Source organism: Ancylothrix sp. D3o (assembly GCF_025370775.1).
Classification (GTDB): domain Bacteria; phylum Cyanobacteriota; class Cyanobacteriia; order Cyanobacteriales; family Oscillatoriaceae; genus Ancylothrix.
In genome coordinates this window covers 1-18,168 of the sequence record NZ_JAMXEX010000016.1, presented here as the reverse complement: position 1 = coordinate 18,168, position 18,168 = coordinate 1, and the positions used below count along the sequence as shown (strand labels likewise).

Below are 18,168 nucleotides of genomic sequence, written 5' to 3'. Positions count from 1 at the left end.
CCCCAATCCCCTCAAAACACCCTTAATTTGTACCAGCTTATTCAATGCCATCAGCCGGCAAAGGAGCCGCTGCGGGTGCCGGTTCCGGTGCGGCGACGGGTGCCGGTTCCGGTGGGGCTGGCTCTGGCGCTGGTGCGGGTTCGACTGGGGGTTCGTAAGATTGAACCGGGGGAACGTAAGGTTCGGGTGCTGGTTCCGGTGGGATGTAGGGTTCTGGTGCCGCTGGAGGGTAATAAGGTTCGGGTGCCGGTGGGGTATAAGATTCTACCGGCGGCGGAGCGGGTTCGGGTGCCGCTGGAGGGTAATAAGGTTCGGGTGCCGGTGGAGAGTAAGGTTCGGGTGCCGGTGGAGAGTAAGATTCCGCCGGAGGTGGAGAGTAAGACTCTGCCGGAGGTGGAGAGTAAGATTCAACCGGCGGCGGTGAGTAAGATTGTGTTGGGGCCGATTCTTGAGCCGGTTCTGGGTAGGAAGAAAGTCGGATAGTGTTGCGCTCGGCTGCCCAGCGGGCAATAGCGTCTTGGGCTTCGTAATAGAGGGCGCGACCGCTACCTATTTGGGCTGCTTTTTGAATGGCTTCTGAGAGTCGGCCCACAGAGGCGAGTTTTGCAGCTTCATTTAGTAGAGGCCGGTCTTCGGTAATTTGGATTTCCGCTGTCCAGTCACTTATGGCAGCTATTGCTTCTTTATAAAGGGCACGACCTTTACCTATGCGGGAAGCTGTGCGAATTGCAGCGTCTAGTTTGTTTTGTTTGGCGAGCGCTAAGCTTTCTTCAAGGATTGGTTTATCTTCGATGGTTTCGATTTGTTTGTTCCAACTAGCGATCAGGGTTTGAGCTTCTAGGCGTAGAGGCCGGTTAAGTTTAATTTGACGTGCTTCGGCAATGGCGGTTTTGTAGGAGTCTACAGTTTTTGCTTGGGCGAGGGTTTGAGCGCGTACCAGATAAGGCCGGTCTTCTGATTCTTTCAGTTCTTTACGCCACTGGGCAATCAGAGTTTGGGCATGGACGCGGCGGGGGCGGTTCCGGGAGATCGTGTTTGCTTGTTCGATAGCCATTTGCAGCATCCAACCTTGACCAAAGCTGGCGGCGGAGCTTGCAACTTCTAGCTGTACTAAGTCATCGAGTTGTGCTTGCCAAGAGGCAATTTTTTCTTGAGCTTGTTTGTAGAGCGGGCGATCTTGGCTGAGTTGGCGTGCGGCGGCTTGAGCTTCGATGAGAGCAAAAACGTGACGTGCCACCGGCCCAGAAAATTCTTTTTCTTTGGGTAAAAGCATTTCAGCTTTACTCAGCAGAATAAAGTCTTGGGCTTCGGCATAAAGCGACGAGATCGAGGGGATGCTGTTGGCTAGGTTGATTGCTGCTGGTAGGTTTCGTTGTTTGATTTGAACCGAGGCAATTTGTAGAACTTTGCGGCTCCATTTTGTAATGTCGGTTTTGGCTGTGTTGTGGGCGTAGGTTTTTTCTTCTACCTTTGTGGCCAATTGCAAGGCTTTTTGGAGGTTATCGGCTGTTTGGGGGTTCGCGGTAACGCGAGCGAGTTTTAACTGTTCCCACGCTTGTCTTTCCCGGCCTATTTGATTGAGTAAATCAGCCGAGCGCTGCTGGCCCCAGTATTCGTTTCGCAGACTAGCGAGTTGTTGGGCATAGCCGGTGGCCAGTTGCCATTGTTGTTGTTTGAGGGCTTCTTGGGCTTTGTTATAAATTGTTTTGCCTTTGTCCCAGTCCGTTTGCCAAGTGGAAACGACGGCCTGAGCATCTTGATAAACGGAAGCATTGGCAGGGATTTTTTTGGCCAGTTCTTCGGCTCCTTTTAAATCTCCACTTTCCAATTTATTGCGGGCCAATTCCAAAAGCCATTTTGACCACTCATCGCGCAATTGACTGGCTTGCGGGTAGAGGGGGTTGTCTTCGGGCCAGTCTTTTACCACCGCCAGTCCTTTAATTAATTCTTCGACTTTGCGGCTGGAAGCAGATTCTTTGGCGCACTGCAATCTTTGCATCTCTGGAGAGAGGGGCGAGATTTGCTTGCAGTCAATCGGCGGCGGCATTGTGATCAGCCAGAAAAATGCGCCGGCGGCTGTTCCTCCAAACACGAGCAGCACGCTCAGCCAAACAAACGGCCACCCCCAATCTTTTTGGCGGGAGGTTTTTGTTTCGATAGGCGTGTCAGCGGGAGAATTCGTCATTGTTTCTGGGGTTGGTTTTAGCATGGCGGCATGGGGTGGGTGGCCGGCGACCGAAGCTGCTTTTGGCAGCCATACCTCTATTATCAAATAGCGAAGGGTCCGCTTTTGTTGGTTGGCTGTTATCCCGCGCCTGAATTTTGCGCCGCTCTCTCTGGTGTTCTGCGAGCCGGTGCTTAATTGCTTTAATTAGGCCGGTGCGCTGAGGCTTATTTTTTGTCTCCCTAAAGAGACATTTTTTGCTTGCTAATCACTTGGCGCGGGAGACAGGCGTTTTTGGCGGCGAGTCAAAATTACTCTACCTCAATACTCAGGATTTTTGCGGACTATACGGATGGTTGCCGGTTTTTTAGTCGGTGCAGTGTTTTTGCCTGGGTGTAATCAAGAGATCGCTTACGAAATTGACGCGGGCTAAACGCCCTGAGAATGAATTAGCAATTTGCCGTCTTATTATAAAGGCCCATAGGAATTTTGCAACGTTACAAATTTTATAAAATGCTTTTTACAGTCCAGTTAGGTTGTATGGCTATCCCTATCAGGGTGAAGTCGGTTGATACCAGCTTTCTACGTCGTCTGGGGTTTGGGGTGGCGAGTCTAAGCGATAGCCGTAAAAGTCGATCCGGTAATCGGTGATTTTTACGCCGGTTTGCTGTTCGATTTGTTCGATAAGTTCTGGTGGCAAGTCAATATGAAGATCCAAAATTTGTTTGGTGTCTAAACAGTTTATATGACTGTGGGAGTCGCTGATATTTCCATAAAGCCGACCATCAGAGCGTTCTATACACTCTATGATGCCTCCTCTCGATAGGGCTTCTAAATTCTGGTAAACGGATGTATGACCTATTGCTTTTCCTTCCTGATTTAAGCGGTCATAAATTTCTCTGGCTGAGAGGTGTTCTTTTGCTTGCCAGAGCAGTTCCAGAATGAAGCGGCGCTGGCGAGAAAGGCGCATTCCCAGGTTTTGGCAACGATTTAAAGCATCTTCTAATGAGCGAATTGGTTTCACAGCTACCGCCTAATTTATGTTTTTAATTTTAAGTATGTGCCGTACACTCGCTTTTACGGCGGGTTGTTCTTTTATTTTATCCTATGATTTTTAGGGCGGTCATTTTTTGGCGTCTCTGTTGTGGGCATTTGACCTTGAATACCTTGCAGGGCTATTTTCAATGTTAGTGATCGTTGGTGCCAAGGGATGCCGACGGTCTATCTTAACTTTGCCACAATTAGGCATCTTCGGTGAAACGGAGATTCCTTAAGGACTTCCTACGGATAGGGGAGAGTGCTTTAGGACTCTCTACGGATAGGATGACAATTTCAAATTTAAACCGGAAAATTCCTTAAATGTTATTGACAATTCCTCTAAACTCTGAAAACATCGATTCGCTGGATCTCTCACCGGCCCAAACTGCTATCGAGGCTGTGCTGGCAAAAGGCTCTGAAGCTGCATCTGAGCAGTTGTCCTTTGAAATTGATTATCCCACTGAACCCGAAGATCCCCGCGAATTATCGGAAATTCCGGAAGTGCGTCTCTGGTTTCTTCGTTTAGATGCTCGTTATCCTTGGTTGCCGGTGTTGTTAATGGGTAATAGTGGAGAGTTGGCCCGTTATACTGCGATGTTGGTGCCCCACCAATTTCACCGCACAGAGGGAATACAGTTTAACCCCGAAGCTTTAGAAATTTTTATTATGCAAAAAATTTTTGTGGTTTCTGATTGGTTGTTTTCTATTAACGCTCCGAGCAAGTTTAAGTTGATGGCTTTGGCTCAAATGTTGGGTTATGAACTTGACGAAGCGTTTTTTGAGGCGGTGGTTATGGGCAATAAGTAATGGGTTGGGATCAAGATAATTTTCTTTTCCCCCTCACCCTTATTTTTGATGTCCCTGTTTGTATTTAATTTAAGTTCGCAAATAGGCAAGGGGATTTTCTGCGCCTTTTCCTTGGGGGTGAATTTCAAAGTGTAAATGCGGGCCGGTGCTGTTGCCGGTGCTTCCCATTTCGGCAATCTGCTGGCCGCCTTCCACTTGTTGCCCTTCTCGGACTAAAATGCGGTTGTTGTGAGCATAGCGGGTGATGCTGCCATCTGGATGCTGTATTTCTACGAGGTTTCCATAGCCTCCTTCATCCCAACCGGCAAATGTGACAATTCCCCCGCCAGCCGCGACTATCGGTGTGCCAATGGGCCCGGCAATGTCTATTCCAGCGTGCATTCTTCCCCAACGCCAACCATAGCCAGAGGTTAGTGTTCCTTGGGCCGGCCAAATATATCCCTCAAAAATGGCTGGAGTTTTTGGCAGGTAGGTGTCGGGCCGGTTTAGAGGTGGTAAGGCCGGTGAAACAAAGCGCGGTTTGATGTCATATTCGTAGGCTTCTGACCCCAAAGGCGCTACGGCTATTAATTCTTGGCGATTGGTTTGGAGATTTGTCGGATTTTCTAATGAACTATTGCGAACTTGCAACTCTAGGTTTCTTTTTCTGCGTAAATTTTCTAAGTTGAGTTGCACGCTTTGAGTCGTTTGCCTGAATTGCAAATCTTGCTGATCTTCGGTAATAGAAGTGGTTTGAGACAAATGGGTTTGCGGCTGTTCTTTAAGGCGTCGGTATTTTTGCCGCAGTCGGATAATTTCTTGTCTTAAGCTGTCGCTAGAGTTGTTTTGGAGTGATTGGTTGTAGGTTTCTGGCTGTTGAATGGCAACTGGCATAACTTCCGCATCAGGCGTTGGGTTAACGTTCTGGGTGGCTGTTGCAACACCGGCATCAATAGCATTTTGGGGGGCTGATTCGATTTTTTTGGCAGCCGGCCCGCTCACTAAAGATTGTATCTGGGTTTCGGCTGAAGTGGCTGTGACTTCTGAGGTGTGAACAGCACTCTGGGTGCCGGTTGGGGGGATATATTCTGTGGCGTTGGCTTGATCGCCCTGGCGGGGCAAAAATAGGCTGGTTGCTCCTACGGAAAGGGCCAGTCCAATCAGTGCATAGTGAGTGCGAGTGCGCGAATGGGGATGAGGATCGGCAAGAACTGGCGTTACGGTTTCCACGTTTAGATTCTCCTGAAATCAAGTGCAACTATAGGCTGCTATGTAGTTGCTGTACCGGCAGATGCACCCCAAGCGCCAAGAATTTGTCAGAAATTTGGCCAAAAAAATGTGTTTAATTAACAGAGGTTTGAGGGGATTTTTTGGTTGGGCTAAGGCGGGCTTTTCTTTTTGCAAAGCCGGCACTTTTTATCCTGGCTTTAATTCTGTTTAGGCAGAGCAATGAAACTGCCTGAACTTTTTTGCTTTTTTTGTTTAAATGTTAGATGCTTTCTGCCCTTAAAACCCGCGCTTACTAGGTTGTTTGCTGTTTTTTGAGCAGCTAAAACACGTCCTCCGGTCTGTGGGTGATTTGTGTCTAAATCAGCCGGTGAGGAAGTAGTTCTCCAACCTTTGCTTAATACCCTAAATCTAGTTTGTCTTTTGTGGGAAAAAAATATATCCGTAGATTCCCTGATTTTTGCTGTAGGTGCTTGTGACTAGATGAACTTATATCTGTAAAAATGCGGTGGCTTGGCCAAAATCGAAGCATAGGGCGGTATTGGGGAAAAATTCGGGCGTTTGATTTTTCCCCAATGGCCAAAAGCCTATGGTTTTAACTTTCTCCCCAAATTTTCTTAATAACTGTTTCGGGTGAGATATCAGCCATTGCAGCGGTATTAGATTGAATGCCGATGTATTTATCGCTGTTTGGCAACAGTTGTTTCGGTTCGCTGGGGCCCAATAAGGCGATGGTATAAGTTTGGACTGCGACGGCTAGGTGCATGGGGGTGCCTGGAGTGCAGATCATTAAGTTTGCACCGGCAATCATGGCTGCTAACTCGCCGACATTTTCCGGGGAGGTGAGTTTTAGCCCCGGACAAGCCTGCAAAAGTTCGCTGACTAATTCTTCATCTTCTGGGCCTTTGATGGCAACCACCGGCAGTTGAGGCTGGCGTTTTTGGATGTCTTGAATAATTTTTTGCCAGTTGTTGACGGGATAAATTTGGTCAATGCCGTTGGTTTTAGTGACTTGAGTCACGCCGCTGTGCAACAGAATATAGCCGCTGTTTTTGATACCTAGTCTTTGCTGTTCTCTTTCGGCCCAGGCGATATCCTCTTTGAGGAGGGTGACTGAGAGATTGGGACAAGCTGTGGTGATACCAAAACCTTGCAGGAGATCATGGTATGTTTCGGCTTTATATTGGTCGGTTTTCAGGGGGAGGCTGTTGGTAAGAAACCAGCTTGCAGCCGTGTTGTAGCCGACTCGTTTGGGGATGCCGGTTAACCATAAAAGTAGGCCAAGGGTGGGTATTTGTCCCAAGGAGAGTACGGCATCATACTCGACATCGCGCATGATTCCTAACAAGTTTCCCCAGTCTGCTAGACCGTTGCGGTCTTTGAAGTCGAAGTTAACGACGTTGAGGGATTTGTCGTGAAAGTATTTATTAACGCGGTAGGCCGCTTTGGATCGCGGTTCGGCGATAATGTCTATTTTGGCGTTTGGGTATGACCGTTTGAGGTCTTCCAGGGTTGGAAAAAATAAGATTTGGTCGCCAATTCCACCGGGGACAAGTGCCAGTATTCGCATTGTGGTTGATTTAGCTTGCCAAAGTCTTATTCTATAGGTTGATAGGTAATTTGTGTGGTAGATCGAGTTTGGCTAACACTCATCTGGAGATAACCCCTGTGTGGGGCAATCACGGCGTTATCCCTAGAGGGCGCTGCGCGAACGGCGCTACCCACTAGCGGGGTAAGTACGCCCTAGTTGTTTTTTTTACAAAGGAGTAAGTTGTGCATTTATTGATTCCAGCAGCGGGAATGGGCCGCCGGATGGGCAGTGACCGCAATAAGCTTTTATTGAGTTTGTTGGGTAAACCGATTTTGGCTTGGACTCTGGCGGCGGTGGGGGCGAGTGATTCGATTGAATGGGTGGGTATTATTGGCCAGCCTTCGGATTGGCCGGCTTTTGAGGAAATTTTGGCGATGGTTTCTTTGCGGTTGCCGGTGGTGTTGATTGCGGGGGGGGAAACTCGTCAAGAGTCGGTTTATAACGGTTTACAAGGGTTGCCGGCTGATGCCAAGCGGGTTTTAATCCATGACGGCGCGAGGTGTTTGGGGACTCCCAGTTTGTTTGATCGCTGTGCTGAGGCGCTTTTGGGTTGTCAGGGGTTAGTGGCGGCGGTGCCGGTCAAAGATACGATTAAGGTTGTTGATGAGGCGCTTGTAATTCGGGATACGCCAGACCGGCGCAATCTTTGGGCGGCCCAAACTCCCCAAGGTTTTGAAGTAAATCTTTTAAAACAGTGTCACGAAAAAGGCCGTAGTTTGGGTTGGGAAGTGACAGATGATGCAGCTTTGTTTGAGTTGTGTGGTTTGCCGGTGAGTGTCGTAGAAGGAGAAGAAACAAACTTAAAAGTCACAACCCCAGTAGATTTAGCAATTGCTGAATTTATCTTACGTCAGCGTCGTAACCAATAACTTCCTCTGTAACAAAAAATCTTATCCATAAAAAACCCAACAACCTAAAACCAAAACAGATAGCCCATCTGCGTTCATCTGCGTTCATCTGCGGTTAAAAAATCCCTCAAAACCAGATCAACTATCCACATCAAATCAGCCCAGACTTTCAACAGTCAATAGAGGTTTCTAAACTATTACTATCTTGTTGAATGCTGATAGTAGATTTTTTGTTGGCGGTTTCTACGTTTCTTTAGATACATTTAAAGTTTGGCTCAATGGAGGGGGAGGAGTCATAAAAGGTTGGCTGGCTAAAAATCTGAGCTTAGTTTTTTCGATGAGGGTGTTAATTTGCAAATTGATATTTGTGTCTGAGGCATCTTCTAGGGTGATTAGGAGTTTAATGATGGCAAAAGATGGGGTGAAAGTGAAAAAATAACCGCCGTGTGGGTCAATTTTGAAGGCATAAAAGACGGCGTTGAGGATGTCAATGGGGAGGGCGGTGATGGGGTTGAGGGGAAGATTTACGCCGTTAACTCCCTGCATTTCTGAGCAGTCGATATAGTTAAATTTTTGAAATAAATCGTAGGCGGAGGTGGCTTTAACGGCGGAACGAGGATGAAACATATTACGAATTAACAGCCGGTAGCTAGAAGTCGGATCTTTTGGACTGGTTCGTTGTAAAAAAACGTTGCCAAGTCGATAGCCTGACATTTCAATGCTGGGTTCACTAAACCAGTTGCCCAAGGTGGCGAGGTAGCGCAGTACAATGTCGCGGTCACTGGAAAATAAATATATCTGCCGGCACCGGCGCATGGCTGAACGCACATAGTTATTGCGTCCTTCGCGTAAAAATTCTAGGGGAATATCTGGGGAGGCTAAGATAAGTTTATCGAGCAATAAATGTTCGCCTATGGAGTCGGAGTCGTCTTCGTTTTCGGGGCGTGCTCTTAATTCTTGTCCTTCTTCGGTGGTAATGGTGATAAAATCGGGTTCTAGGGAGCCTCGGTCATCTTTACCAAATCGGTCGGCTAAAAGTCTCAAGACGTTTACTAATAGCAATCCTCCCATGCTATGCCCAATTAAGTTTACAATAATTCGGGATTTTTTTGGGGGTGGGGGAAGCGGTTCTTCGATATTTGATATTTTTTCTTTTGTTTGATTGCGTTTTTCTTGGGTGGTGAGGGCTTTATCTAATCGCCAGAAGAATTCGCCTAAATCGGGGGCTCCATAATGGAGGGCGCGATAGCGATCTCTTTGGTAGGCAACGACTCGTAATATCTGCATGAAAATTGCCCACAATACGAAGATTGCGGGGATGATCCAATACAACGAAACGGCTATATCGACGGTGTTGCTAAAGTTTATTGCCTTTCCGAGTTCTGCTACGCTGGAAAAGGTTCCCAAGGAGACGAGGAGGGGAATAACAAAAAGTTTTAATAATAGGTATAAAATGGTGCCAAAGGCGAGAGAAAATAGGGCAATGACGAATAAAAATTTGCTGACTATGTTGGCATGATAGCGAAAGTCTACCCACAACCCCGGACTAATTATTGGTTGTTCACTCGGCCAATGATAGCCTACATAAAAGTGTTTTTCGTCAAGGCTGGTTACGTCTGTGTCGGTGTTTTCTTGGCTGGGATTGTTGGTGCGGTTTAGGGCGTCGGCTTCTGCCATGAAGGCTTTATAAAAGTTTCGGGAGTTGTTGGCGTAGCCGTGTGTTCTGAGGGTGAGGCGTTGACAGGATTTTTGTTTAATAATTTGGGCAAATTCTTGGATATTAAAAAGTGGTCGATAGCGAACTAAGGGGGGAAGTTGGCGTTCAACGTGGAGGGAAATTGAGGCGGTGCTTGTTATTAAAAATACGTTGTTGTGTAGGCGATCTGCATAAATTTCAAAGTTGCGACTTACGGCTTGGCTAAATTTTTTTGATCTCCAACTATTGAGGGTAAGAGTTACATATTGTTCGTCTATAGTTTCGGCTAAACAGGGGTATTGTTTGAGGTCACAAATTGAGCGGATGGCTTGGACAATTTCTCTTTCTGATTCTAAGCCGGCATAGGTGGGGATATTGTCGGCGGAAGGGACACTTCCGGGGGGGTTGGGATAGGCGAGTTGAACTATTCTGGCTTTAATCCAGGCTTCGGAAAAGGGGGCGCTTGTCCGAATAATTAATTCTAACCATTGGCAATCGCTGGTTATGTTTTCGGGGGTTTTGTTTTGCCAAGAAAAGGGGAATTCGTAAAGGGGTTTAATTTTCATAAGGGTTTTTATTGGGAAATTAATCTGTGCGTTGAATGATTTGTTTGCTGGCTTTGATAAAATAAGTTTGATTTTTGTTGTCTGTGACTTGAACTACTATATCAACGGCGGTGCCTGGTTGCAAATTAGGGCCATTTCGAGCAATTCTTTTAATTTGATTTGATGGGGGTTGCCGGTTTTCGTCTGCTAAGTTTGTTTCCCAAAGAATTTGTCCGTTTTCTATTAACCAGATTCGGTTAGCATTAAGGGAATTCGGGACTATTTTACCATCGGCTGCGCTGAGGCGAAGGGAGGCGATTAAGGGGGTGCCATCGGGGGGTGTCATTGGCATGAAATCTCGCCACAGATAGGTTTCTAAGTTATATTGTCGATTGTCTATTTTAAGGGTGGTGGGGGCGGATAATAAGGTTTTGATATTTACTGAGGTTTGTTGTTGTACTCTGCGTAATTCGGCTTCGGCTATTGGCCCGCGCACGCCTCCACAATAGTACATATTTATAACGGCTTCCCGTGCCCAATGGTTGTCTGGGATGTCTGTAAATGGCATGGGGAGAGTTTGTGTTTGTTGATAGGCGCAGGCTTGCAGAATTTGCTCGATGGTTGGTTGGCTTTGGGCGTTTGCTGGGGGGGTGAGTAGGAGGGTGAGTAGGAGGGTGCCGGTGAGGAGGTGTTTAAGTTTCATCTTGGGTTTGATAGGTTGGGGTATATCTGAATTTTAAGAGAAAAAAAGTTTTGATGCCGGTTCTGATAGATTAAAGGGCTTTGTAGGTATGCTTTCCTACAAAATTAAAAGATAGCTGTATCGGGTGATTAAGTAAATTATCTTTATTTCTTGTTGAGGTTTGATGAAATTTTAAATAAGCTTTTACATAAACCGCTAAAGCTTTTGCCAAAAGCGGCGGGACGGCGTTACCAATTTGTTTACACCGGCTTTCTTCGGAGCCTTTAAATTCAAACCAATCTGGAAAACTTTGCAAACGGGCACTTTTTCTTGCCTTGTAAATTATGCCGATAAGTAGCGCCGGCATCTTCTAACATTCACTAAAGGCTTTTTGGCTGTTAGGGAGGGTAATTTTATCTCGTGGTTAAGAAAGTCCAGATAAGCAATTTTTTTATTTAAACTTGCTGCCGGTTTCATCTCCATAAGCTGTTAGGCTTACCTTTTAGTAATGCACTAGGCTGAGCCTATAAAATTGCATTCTGTGGCTGAGCCACAGAACGAAAAAGCCGGCAAAATTAGCGGTAGTTTGTAAACTGTAAAGCCACCGGCAAATCTTCTTGTTTTAAGCGCTGAATCACCAATTGTAACTCATCTTTATCTTTTGCAGTAACCCGCACTGCATCGCCTTGAATCGAGGCTTGAACCTTCTTAAATTCATCTCGAATCAATTTGCTAATTTGCTTGGCTATATCTTGAGCAATGCCTTTTTTTAGGGTGATTTCTTGTCTGACGCGATTCCCGCTGGCTTGCTCAATTTTGCCATAGTCAAAAATCTTTAACGACAGATTTCTCTTGACTGCTTTTTGTTGCAAAATCGAAGCAACAGCATCAAGGGTCATTTCGCTGGCTGTGTTAATTGTAATCGCGGTATCGCCCAGTTCAACCGTCGTTTTTGTATCTTTGAGATCATAGCGGCTGGAAACTTCCCGCACGGTTTGATCCACAGCATTAACTAATTCTTGCCGGTCAAAATCGCTGACAATATCAAAAGAGTAAGTAGACGCCATAATCAAAATCCAAAAAAAATTTTAAAGAGTTCCTGAAGCCGTTACACTTAACAGACTCAAGACAAATAGTGTAGCAGTGGAAAGCGTACCAATGCCAAACATTAAAGAACGCAGAATCGGTACATCCAAGATATAAAAAACTGAGAAAAACACGCGCGCCACAACAAAAGCAATGGCTGCTACAGCCGCAGTTGTTGAATTTTGGCCGGTGACATAAGCCATCAAAGCCGCCGCTGCAAACACCATAAACGTTTCAAAAGAGTTTTGGTGTGCCCACGTTGCTCGTTGAGCATAGGGCGGTAATTTATCAAACATGGCACGGGGTGCAGAGACATCATAGCCCACTTTAGCGCGAGCAAAACCCACAACCATAAACGGCGCATAAATCAAGAAAGCCGCCGCCGCAATGGCATATAACAAAATAGCAGAGACTGGCAATTGCATGATTGATTCACAAATAGGTAAGGGGTTAGTTGCCATTGGTTATTTGTCAAAAGTCCCCCCCCTTTTTAAGGGGGGTGGGGGGGGATCAATGACCAATGACCAATGACCCATGACAAAATTTCAATCAAAGTAAAATAAAGTCACAACACGGCGCTGTTCTTCAGCTTCCCGACAAGTGTGTAATAGTGTGTGACTGTCGTGGAATGCAAAACAAATCAATTGCTGACAACGCGAGACAATTTCTTGGTTGCATAAAGCACTCGCTTCTGCTAAAGAAAGCGTATCATTGCCAGGATTTTCGACTAAGTGCATTACCTGTTCTAGCTGCTCGCGTGATTCTGCTGGCTGGCGTTCCAGACTTTGGGGTAAAATCACCGTCAGCATATTTGGATCGGCTCGCATGGCACCTCGGATAGCAGCCGCATTTGTGCCGGTGGCGCCGGAAGTGATGATACGGTTTCCTGATAAAACCAGGGCGTAACTCATCATCTCAATGAGGTGCTGGTGGGTAATGGGAACATGACGCGAACCTAATAGCGCAATCCGTTTTGAGCCGGTTTGCTGGATCGTTGCCAGTTCTTGCGCCAGAGTATCTATTTTTGAGATTTCTATGGATTGACTCAAAGACGCGCTTAAAATTTACAAATACAACCCCGTTATTGTAGCAAACCTTGCTTGGATTACAATTTTTGATTCCTAGACATAGGGCAAGGGATCTAAGCTTGAAGAGGTCTAAAGCCCTACTACGAACCATTTTTGATTGGCGGCGCTCTATGATGTATGAGGGCTAAAGCCCTACTACGAACCATTTTTGATTGGTTGTGATCGCGCAAGCTTTCTAAGATGGAAGAGGGCTAAAGGCCAACTACGAACAACTTTTATGACGAATATGTCCACCAAACCCGCAACACAACCGGCCCCAACATGGGCGACAGCCCTACGACCGAGCGCCGCTGAATTTGGCCCGGCAATATTACCCTTAGTAGCCGGTCAACTTCCGCGCCGTTTACAGGGTTCTCTCTACCGAAATGGCCCTGCTCGTCTGGAAAGAAATAATCAGAGGATGGGACATTGGTTTGATGGCGATGGAGCAGTATTAGGAATTCATTTCACCGGCACAACGGCCACAGCCACATACCGTTACTTGAAATACTCACCGTCCTTTAGGAGCGGTGATTCTTGACGCTTCACAGGGTTTTGCTACTTCGGTAGTCTGACAATCCCTCTGCGTCCATTTTGAGTCGTGGCGATTCCCCATCCCGACTTTTTCTATATTCTCTCTACAATTGTGAATCGAGATTGTGTGAATTGGATTGTTGAAGTCATTTTTGTTTATCTCCTAACTTAATTAAGCGGTATTAATTCTTCAAAACAATCAAATGAAATCACATCTTTGGGTGTTTGTTCTGCACTATTTATAGCTTATGATAAAATCCCTATATGTTGTAGAGCCGATACCACAAATTCCGAGCAAAAGAAGGAAGAAGAACATGGTTTGGTTTCCCCAATAATTCTATCAAATATATCAATGCCCGCGACTCGACCCTTCGGCAAGACTTCGGACGTTCGGCGAGACGTCTCGAATGGCTTGGCGATAATCGTATGTTTTGGTATGACCCCCCTCGACGTATGACGAAATTCTAACTTGTTGTTCGTCGGTTAGCGGTGTTTTTAAAGGCAAAAGAAATTTTTATCCAATCGAAGATGCTCCGGTAATTCTGTTAGATAGCGCTGCTATCTGCACGCCCTCAACGAGCTTTTGCTGCTTATAATCCAAGCCAGATAAAGTTGATTCAGCGATGAAAATTTGGCCTTTCTCCACCGAAATGACAATTGCGACATGGGAATAAGGACTGCGGGTAACAAATTGAATTAGCCTCGATACGATATCAACTCCCGAAAACACAATAACATCGCCTGGTTTAATGGCCTTGTTTGGTAGGATATCGGCTGGAGTGATGTTGAGAGGTGTGATGGTTGACTTCATAATCAATTATTAGGGCCAAGGCACTGTAAAGCCGGTTAACTACGAAAAATCGCTAAAATCCCCAGACTCCGATTTCCGAATTTGAAAGGGTGGTTCAAGATCGGTTTTTATTAGGTAATTTTGAACATCTCGAATTTCGCCTCTAACTTCCCTGAAATGATTGCGGGATATTCTCCTAGTCTCATTAATCAGCTTTGTATTCGTGGCGATTTCTAGCTCTAGTTTGGCTTTCCATGCAGAAATTATTCAAACCGCACTAGCGCTACTGGTGATTAGCCCGATAATAAAACCAATAACCGCAAAATCAAATTTATACATAACTAAGTTGCGTGGTCACTGAGCTTGCCGAAGTGTGGTCACTAAGCCTTCGTCGAAGTGCTGAAATAGAACCGATCCCCTAATCTAAGATGCGGTTTGTATCTTTTTATTAATTCCCCAAATTCTAACTCTAATTCGGGAAATTTGCAACCCACAACTAAAATTTTGGAAGGATGTAATACCTCGATCATTTTCCGTAGACCGAGATGAAATGACCAAAAATCAGCTTCAAAAACAGTATTTGTTGTAATTGCCATAACTGTATTAGGAAGAATACCCTCAAAGCCATATTCAAATGATTTTGAATCACACCAATTAACGGAGGGAATAACTTTAATGCCTTTGGATTCCCAAAAAGCGCCTACCCAACGACTGCGATAGGTTTGCCAGCGATTTACTGGTTCTGCCCAAGTTGAATCTAATGTGTAATCTGGTGTGATAGCAATTCCGATTCTTTGAATTGTCCTGGCTGACTCTATCGGGTAACTCCACAGGCAATTAATTCGGACATCATCTGTAAATCCGTTTATGCAATATATTTCAGACTTTATATCTATCTCTTTTATTTTCTTAGGCTCATATACTATTAATTTCATGCCTTCAATGGGTTGCTCGATGCCTTTAATAATTGGCATACCAGAAGGGCTTAAGAGCGGATAAAAGTCGAAGTGAGTGTTAAATGATGAGAGTCCCATGATAGTATAATAACGAAATAATGGAAATTATGGTGGAAATTATGGAAAAGTTTGTAGCAACCCCTGGCAATTTTTTTGTAGTAGACGGCGACACCATAAATTGTAATTTAAACGGCCAACGAATAGCCATCCGTCTCAGATGGATTGATGCGCCAGAAACGCCCAAACGAACAACAGCGGAGATAGATTCTCAAATTTTAGCTCATTGGCAGTGGGGCGACGCATCTAAAACTTTTTTGACCGACTTACTCGCAAACCAAACTCTAATTGTTCAGCCATACTCGCAAGATTTCTTTGGTCGATGGATTAGTGATGCGTACTTGAATAACACCAAATTGTCCAACAATATTCAATCCATTTTATGCGAAAACGGGATGTGCTGGCACTTTTTGCCTTTCGGAATTTATGACTTTCCCAAACGACGGCATCTTAACCTTTATTGTCGAATAATTCGGAAAGGTGAGGAAGCTTTTCGCTTAAAAAAAGGCATCTGGAGTGTCCCTAATTTGCTAACCGCTAGGGAAGTCAAAGAATTACTTACAACTACCTCCCAAATCTAATTTAATTTCCTGGTTGAGAAATTATATATGGTAAAATAAATAAAGTGTTAACATCAACAAAATAATATTTGGAAAGTATATCAAGAAACAAAATCAGGAAAATAGAAGGACTTCCGAGCGACCAAAACAGCAACAAATTCTCTCGGCCTGTTTCTGAAATATAGCAACCGCAAGGGCGGTTAGGACGCGCTTGTGTAGAACATACTCCATAGCATCAAGTGGTCACTGAGCGCTGTCGAAGTGTAGATAATCAAACTGGTCGAGAGGAAGTTTGATTGTTATTTAAACTTTTAGAAAGCCAATTGCCAGGATGTTCTGGATATTGAATATCGACCGATCCTTGCAGATCCGCCGACTCTATTGTATCCGCCGGCCCCTATAACATCCACCGATGCGGTCTATCGAAATAGATTTTTAGTTGCCTCTTGAAAAATTCAATTTCCGCCGGCAATTAATTTCCCCAAAGAGTTGGGAACACAAAATGGGCCGGTTTAAACAAGAGAATCCTACACAGGTTTCCATTCAATTAATTTCCCCAACGAGTGGGGAGTTAAGTTTTTGGATGAAAAACACTACGGATTATTAGTGTTTCCATTCAATTAATTTCCGATAGCGATTGGGGAGATCCATCGGGATCTTAACATCCATAGGCCCTTGGCAGATTCCGAAGCCCTGTAATATCCACAGTCCCTTGATAGAAGTCGATGCCGGTGAATCGCGCGGGGGTTCTTAGTTGACTCTTGACTGGCTTGCGGATCGTTGGCTAAACGGTGTGTGGTCTGTCTTTGTGAGAGCGAAGTGGCCATGAGTGCCGATGCGTATTCCGGTAATTGACCTAAGTCTAGTTAGCTGTTGGGGTTTGTCTGGGATGCCGGTGCGGTAATTTGCCCACGTTTATTGGGATGCCGGTGGGATAAGGTATGGGTCGGTGTCCGCCTGGGAAGTCGATGCGATAAAATACCCTTGTTTTAGTTGGAGGCCGGTGGGATACGATATGGGCCGACATCCGCCGGGAATGCCGATAGCGAGACACCGGCCTCTAATGGTTCACAGGCCCAGGAGTTCCACAGGCATTTCAATATCCACCGGCCTCTAAAAATGCACCGGCCCCCAAAAATCCACCGGCCATCCAGCAGAGCAATTGGTGTCTGGAGGTTCGCCACTGTATGCACCGGCCCCTGAGCTTCCACCAGCATCTCTCCATCTATCGGCCCTGCACCATGCACTGGTTCTACAATATCAACCGACCCTGCAATATTCACTCGCTCATTCCCTGACCTTGGAGCATATATCGGCTCCGCTATATCGACATCCACATACTCCAATATTCATCGGCGCTTAAACATAGGGCTGGGTTACCGCGTTTAGCGGCCCTCAAATATAGGCCGACTTAGCCACTGCCCCTCAAATACTTGGCTGCTCACTTACTAATCTTATTGCATCCATCGGCATCTGAATATCCAGAAGTCACTTTACAGAAGTCGGCCCTTAGCGACATTAATCAATCCTGATGAAGATCCTGAGATATGCCGGTATAGTAGGGCGTTTCTGGAAGCAAATGGCTAACCAGAATTTTGAGGAAAAAGAACGGCAGAAACCACTCCAAACCGGACGTGGGAGAAACGAGGTAACAATTGCCCAGCAGCGATAATCCGTAAAGCCCCAGTGCGACTGGACGCTGGAGATAGAGGGGCGAGCGCAGAATCAAAACTGATGCTCCCAACAGGTAGCCAGATGTGCCAAACCAGAACCCCCAATCTCCTTCTCGAAACTGACGGGGTGACAACAAAGCGCTTATCGCAGATAGAATAAAACTCATAGCTCGTTGCCCACTCTGGAAAAAAGGCATCTTATGACGCTTATTCCTCATTAATTCTTCGGCTAAACCCGATCACTTTTCCATTGCTGCTATCGATAAAAGTCCATATTATCTGCCGACAACCTAAAATCCACCCTACCAACGACAATCACGCAGATTCACCGGCCCCTCAACATCCAAAGACTTCGGCAGGTTCACCGGCCCCTCAACATCCACCGGCAAATCGCGAATTCCACCGGCCATCCAGCAGATCCGCTGGTTTGTGAGCATTCACCGGCCCCTCAACGTCCACCGGCCCCTAAAAATCCACTAGCACCAGAAAATTCTCTGGCCTTTGAACATCCACCGGCCCCACTTCCACCGGCACCATAAAAACCCCTAGCCCCTATACAGAAGCCGGATCTATCACATTTACCGGCGCCCGTGAATCCAAATAAGCTTTTAGCTAACTGTTGAGTGGCTTGCGGATCGTGGGGTAAAGGGGGCCGGTGGCGGATCGCATTATTCGGGGTTAGTTGGGTGGCCGGTGGTCTGCATTTGTGTAGGAATGGGCTTCGGAGTGCCGGTCTACGATTTTATTCTGGAGGCTTTATTTAGCGCAGCTTCATAAAGAATTGGGATAAGTTATACCAATTCAAAATTCAAAATTTAAAATTCAAAATTTAAAATTCAGATGAAGTCTGGATTTCAGGTTTTAAATC

General features: G+C 45.8%; 20 protein-coding genes. 4 read left to right on the top strand and 16 right to left on the bottom strand.

Going from position 1 to position 18,168, the window contains the following annotated elements; all coding sequences use genetic code 11:
- Nucleotides 1-37: 37 nt before the first annotated feature.
- Nucleotides 38-2,185 carry a hypothetical protein gene (locus NG798_RS21200; protein ID WP_261225699.1) on the bottom strand — a complete coding sequence of 716 codons (2,148 nt, stop codon included), beginning with the start codon at nucleotides 2,183-2,185 and terminating at the stop codon, nucleotides 38-40.
- A gap of 532 nt (nucleotides 2,186-2,717) precedes the next feature.
- Nucleotides 2,718-3,188, bottom strand: coding sequence for a Fur family transcriptional regulator (locus NG798_RS21195; protein WP_261225698.1), 471 nt, complete (start codon nucleotides 3,186-3,188; stop codon nucleotides 2,718-2,720).
- Between the two features lie 335 nt (nucleotides 3,189-3,523).
- Between NG798_RS21195 and NG798_RS21190 the strand changes: the two genes are divergently transcribed.
- The gene (locus NG798_RS21190) at nucleotides 3,524-4,009 is read left to right on the top strand and encodes a CRR6 family NdhI maturation factor (RefSeq protein ID WP_261225697.1); all 486 of its coding nucleotides are present in this window, start codon (nucleotides 3,524-3,526) and stop codon (nucleotides 4,007-4,009) included.
- Between the two features lie 69 nt (nucleotides 4,010-4,078).
- On the opposite strand, the gene NG798_RS28040 is transcribed toward NG798_RS21190, so the two are convergent.
- Complete coding sequence (locus NG798_RS28040; protein ID WP_261225696.1) at nucleotides 4,079-5,218, bottom strand: peptidoglycan DD-metalloendopeptidase family protein; 1,140 nt, start codon at nucleotides 5,216-5,218, stop codon at nucleotides 4,079-4,081.
- Nucleotides 5,219-5,810: 592 nt separating this feature from the next.
- Nucleotides 5,811-6,785, bottom strand: coding sequence for a glycosyltransferase family 9 protein (locus tag NG798_RS21180; RefSeq protein ID WP_261225695.1), 975 nt, complete (start codon nucleotides 6,783-6,785; stop codon nucleotides 5,811-5,813).
- A 203-nt stretch (nucleotides 6,786-6,988) separates the two neighbouring features.
- On the opposite strand from NG798_RS21180, the gene ispD reads away from it, so the two are divergent.
- Nucleotides 6,989-7,675 carry a 2-C-methyl-D-erythritol 4-phosphate cytidylyltransferase gene (gene ispD / locus NG798_RS21175; RefSeq protein WP_261225694.1) on the top strand — a complete coding sequence of 229 codons (687 nt, stop codon included), beginning with the start codon at nucleotides 6,989-6,991 and terminating at the stop codon, nucleotides 7,673-7,675.
- A gap of 222 nt (nucleotides 7,676-7,897) precedes the next feature.
- Here the strand turns inward: ispD and NG798_RS21170 are convergent, their stop codons facing one another.
- From NG798_RS21170 to NG798_RS21145, 6 genes are all read right to left on the bottom strand, one after another.
- Nucleotides 7,898-9,916, bottom strand: a complete 2,019-nt coding sequence (locus tag NG798_RS21170; RefSeq protein ID WP_261225693.1) for an alpha/beta hydrolase — start codon at nucleotides 9,914-9,916, stop codon at nucleotides 7,898-7,900.
- Nucleotides 9,917-9,935: 19 nt separating this feature from the next.
- Nucleotides 9,936-10,598 (bottom strand): hypothetical protein, encoded by a 663-nt coding sequence (locus NG798_RS21165; protein ID WP_261225692.1) that lies wholly within the window; start codon nucleotides 10,596-10,598, stop codon nucleotides 9,936-9,938.
- Nucleotides 10,599-10,668: 70 nt separating this feature from the next.
- Nucleotides 10,669-10,944 (bottom strand): DNA cytosine methyltransferase, encoded by a 276-nt coding sequence (locus NG798_RS21160; protein ID WP_375338990.1) that lies wholly within the window; start codon nucleotides 10,942-10,944, stop codon nucleotides 10,669-10,671.
- 208 nt (nucleotides 10,945-11,152) lie between these two features.
- Entirely contained in the window at nucleotides 11,153-11,644 is a 492-nt protein-coding gene (locus NG798_RS21155; protein WP_261225691.1) for a YajQ family cyclic di-GMP-binding protein, read from the bottom strand.
- A gap of 21 nt (nucleotides 11,645-11,665) precedes the next feature.
- Nucleotides 11,666-12,088 carry an MAPEG family protein gene (locus NG798_RS21150; protein ID WP_261225787.1) on the bottom strand — a complete coding sequence of 141 codons (423 nt, stop codon included), beginning with the start codon at nucleotides 12,086-12,088 and terminating at the stop codon, nucleotides 11,666-11,668.
- Nucleotides 12,089-12,208: 120 nt separating this feature from the next.
- Complete coding sequence (locus tag NG798_RS21145; RefSeq protein WP_261225690.1) at nucleotides 12,209-12,712, bottom strand: DNA-processing protein DprA; 504 nt, start codon at nucleotides 12,710-12,712, stop codon at nucleotides 12,209-12,211.
- Nucleotides 12,713-12,968: 256 nt separating this feature from the next.
- Between NG798_RS21145 and NG798_RS21140 the strand changes: the two genes are divergently transcribed.
- Complete coding sequence (locus tag NG798_RS21140; RefSeq protein WP_261225689.1) at nucleotides 12,969-13,271, top strand: carotenoid oxygenase family protein; 303 nt, start codon at nucleotides 12,969-12,971, stop codon at nucleotides 13,269-13,271.
- Nucleotides 13,272-13,613: 342 nt separating this feature from the next.
- Here NG798_RS21140 and NG798_RS21135 read toward each other — a convergent pair whose 3' ends face one another.
- From NG798_RS21135 to NG798_RS21125, 3 genes are all read right to left on the bottom strand, one after another.
- Entirely contained in the window at nucleotides 13,614-13,769 is a 156-nt protein-coding gene (locus NG798_RS21135; RefSeq protein WP_261225688.1) for a hypothetical protein, read from the bottom strand.
- A gap of 9 nt (nucleotides 13,770-13,778) precedes the next feature.
- Nucleotides 13,779-14,075 (bottom strand): CHAP domain-containing protein, encoded by a 297-nt coding sequence (locus NG798_RS21130; protein ID WP_261225687.1) that lies wholly within the window; start codon nucleotides 14,073-14,075, stop codon nucleotides 13,779-13,781.
- Between the two features lie 359 nt (nucleotides 14,076-14,434).
- A complete protein-coding gene (locus NG798_RS21125) occupies nucleotides 14,435-15,028 on the bottom strand; it encodes a DUF4417 domain-containing protein (protein WP_261225686.1) in 594 nt (197 codons plus the stop codon).
- A gap of 80 nt (nucleotides 15,029-15,108) precedes the next feature.
- Here NG798_RS21125 and NG798_RS21120 point away from each other — a divergent pair, with 80 nt between their 5' ends.
- Nucleotides 15,109-15,648, top strand: a complete 540-nt coding sequence (locus NG798_RS21120) for a thermonuclease family protein (RefSeq protein ID WP_261225685.1) — start codon at nucleotides 15,109-15,111, stop codon at nucleotides 15,646-15,648.
- 968 nt (nucleotides 15,649-16,616) lie between these two features.
- On the opposite strand, the gene NG798_RS21115 is transcribed toward NG798_RS21120, so the two are convergent.
- The 3 genes from NG798_RS21115 to NG798_RS21105 all read right to left on the bottom strand — a co-directional run bounded on the left by NG798_RS21115 (nucleotide 16,617) and on the right by NG798_RS21105 (nucleotide 17,737).
- Nucleotides 16,617-16,910, bottom strand: a complete 294-nt coding sequence (locus tag NG798_RS21115) for a hypothetical protein (protein ID WP_261225684.1) — start codon at nucleotides 16,908-16,910, stop codon at nucleotides 16,617-16,619.
- 239 nt (nucleotides 16,911-17,149) lie between these two features.
- Nucleotides 17,150-17,467: a hypothetical protein gene (locus NG798_RS21110; protein WP_261225683.1), complete on the bottom strand. Its 318-nt coding sequence runs from the start codon at nucleotides 17,465-17,467 to the stop codon at nucleotides 17,150-17,152.
- Nucleotides 17,468-17,602: 135 nt separating this feature from the next.
- Nucleotides 17,603-17,737 (bottom strand): hypothetical protein, encoded by a 135-nt coding sequence (locus NG798_RS21105; RefSeq protein WP_261225682.1) that lies wholly within the window; start codon nucleotides 17,735-17,737, stop codon nucleotides 17,603-17,605.
- Nucleotides 17,738-18,168 lie beyond the last annotated feature (431 nt).

Bases quoted from the DNA above. Each gene is read 5' to 3' on its own strand.
- NG798_RS21200 (WP_261225699.1), bottom strand. From the start codon at position 2,185: ATGACGAATTCTCCCGCTGACACGCCTATCGAAACAAAAACCTCCCGC.
- NG798_RS21190 (WP_261225697.1), top strand. From the start codon at position 3,524: ATGTTATTGACAATTCCTCTAAACTCTGAAAACATCGATTCGCTGGAT.
- NG798_RS21180 (WP_261225695.1), bottom strand. From the start codon at position 6,785: ATGCGAATACTGGCACTTGTCCCCGGTGGAATTGGCGACCAAATCTTA.
- NG798_RS21170 (WP_261225693.1), bottom strand. From the start codon at position 9,916: ATGAAAATTAAACCCCTTTACGAATTCCCCTTTTCTTGGCAAAACAAA.
- NG798_RS21165 (WP_261225692.1), bottom strand. From the start codon at position 10,598: ATGAAACTTAAACACCTCCTCACCGGCACCCTCCTACTCACCCTCCTA.
- NG798_RS21160 (WP_375338990.1), bottom strand. From the start codon at position 10,944: ATGCCGGCGCTACTTATCGGCATAATTTACAAGGCAAGAAAAAGTGCC.
- NG798_RS21155 (WP_261225691.1), bottom strand. From the start codon at position 11,644: ATGGCGTCTACTTACTCTTTTGATATTGTCAGCGATTTTGACCGGCAA.
- NG798_RS21150 (WP_261225787.1), bottom strand. From the start codon at position 12,088: ATGCAATTGCCAGTCTCTGCTATTTTGTTATATGCCATTGCGGCGGCG.
- NG798_RS21140 (WP_261225689.1), top strand. From the start codon at position 12,969: ATGACGAATATGTCCACCAAACCCGCAACACAACCGGCCCCAACATGG.
- NG798_RS21130 (WP_261225687.1), bottom strand. From the start codon at position 14,075: ATGAAGTCAACCATCACACCTCTCAACATCACTCCAGCCGATATCCTA.
- NG798_RS21125 (WP_261225686.1), bottom strand. From the start codon at position 15,028: ATGCCAATTATTAAAGGCATCGAGCAACCCATTGAAGGCATGAAATTA.
- NG798_RS21120 (WP_261225685.1), top strand. From the start codon at position 15,109: ATGGAAATTATGGTGGAAATTATGGAAAAGTTTGTAGCAACCCCTGGC.
- NG798_RS21110 (WP_261225683.1), bottom strand. From the start codon at position 17,467: ATGAGTTTTATTCTATCTGCGATAAGCGCTTTGTTGTCACCCCGTCAG.
- NG798_RS21105 (WP_261225682.1), bottom strand. From the start codon at position 17,737: ATGCTCACAAACCAGCGGATCTGCTGGATGGCCGGTGGAATTCGCGAT.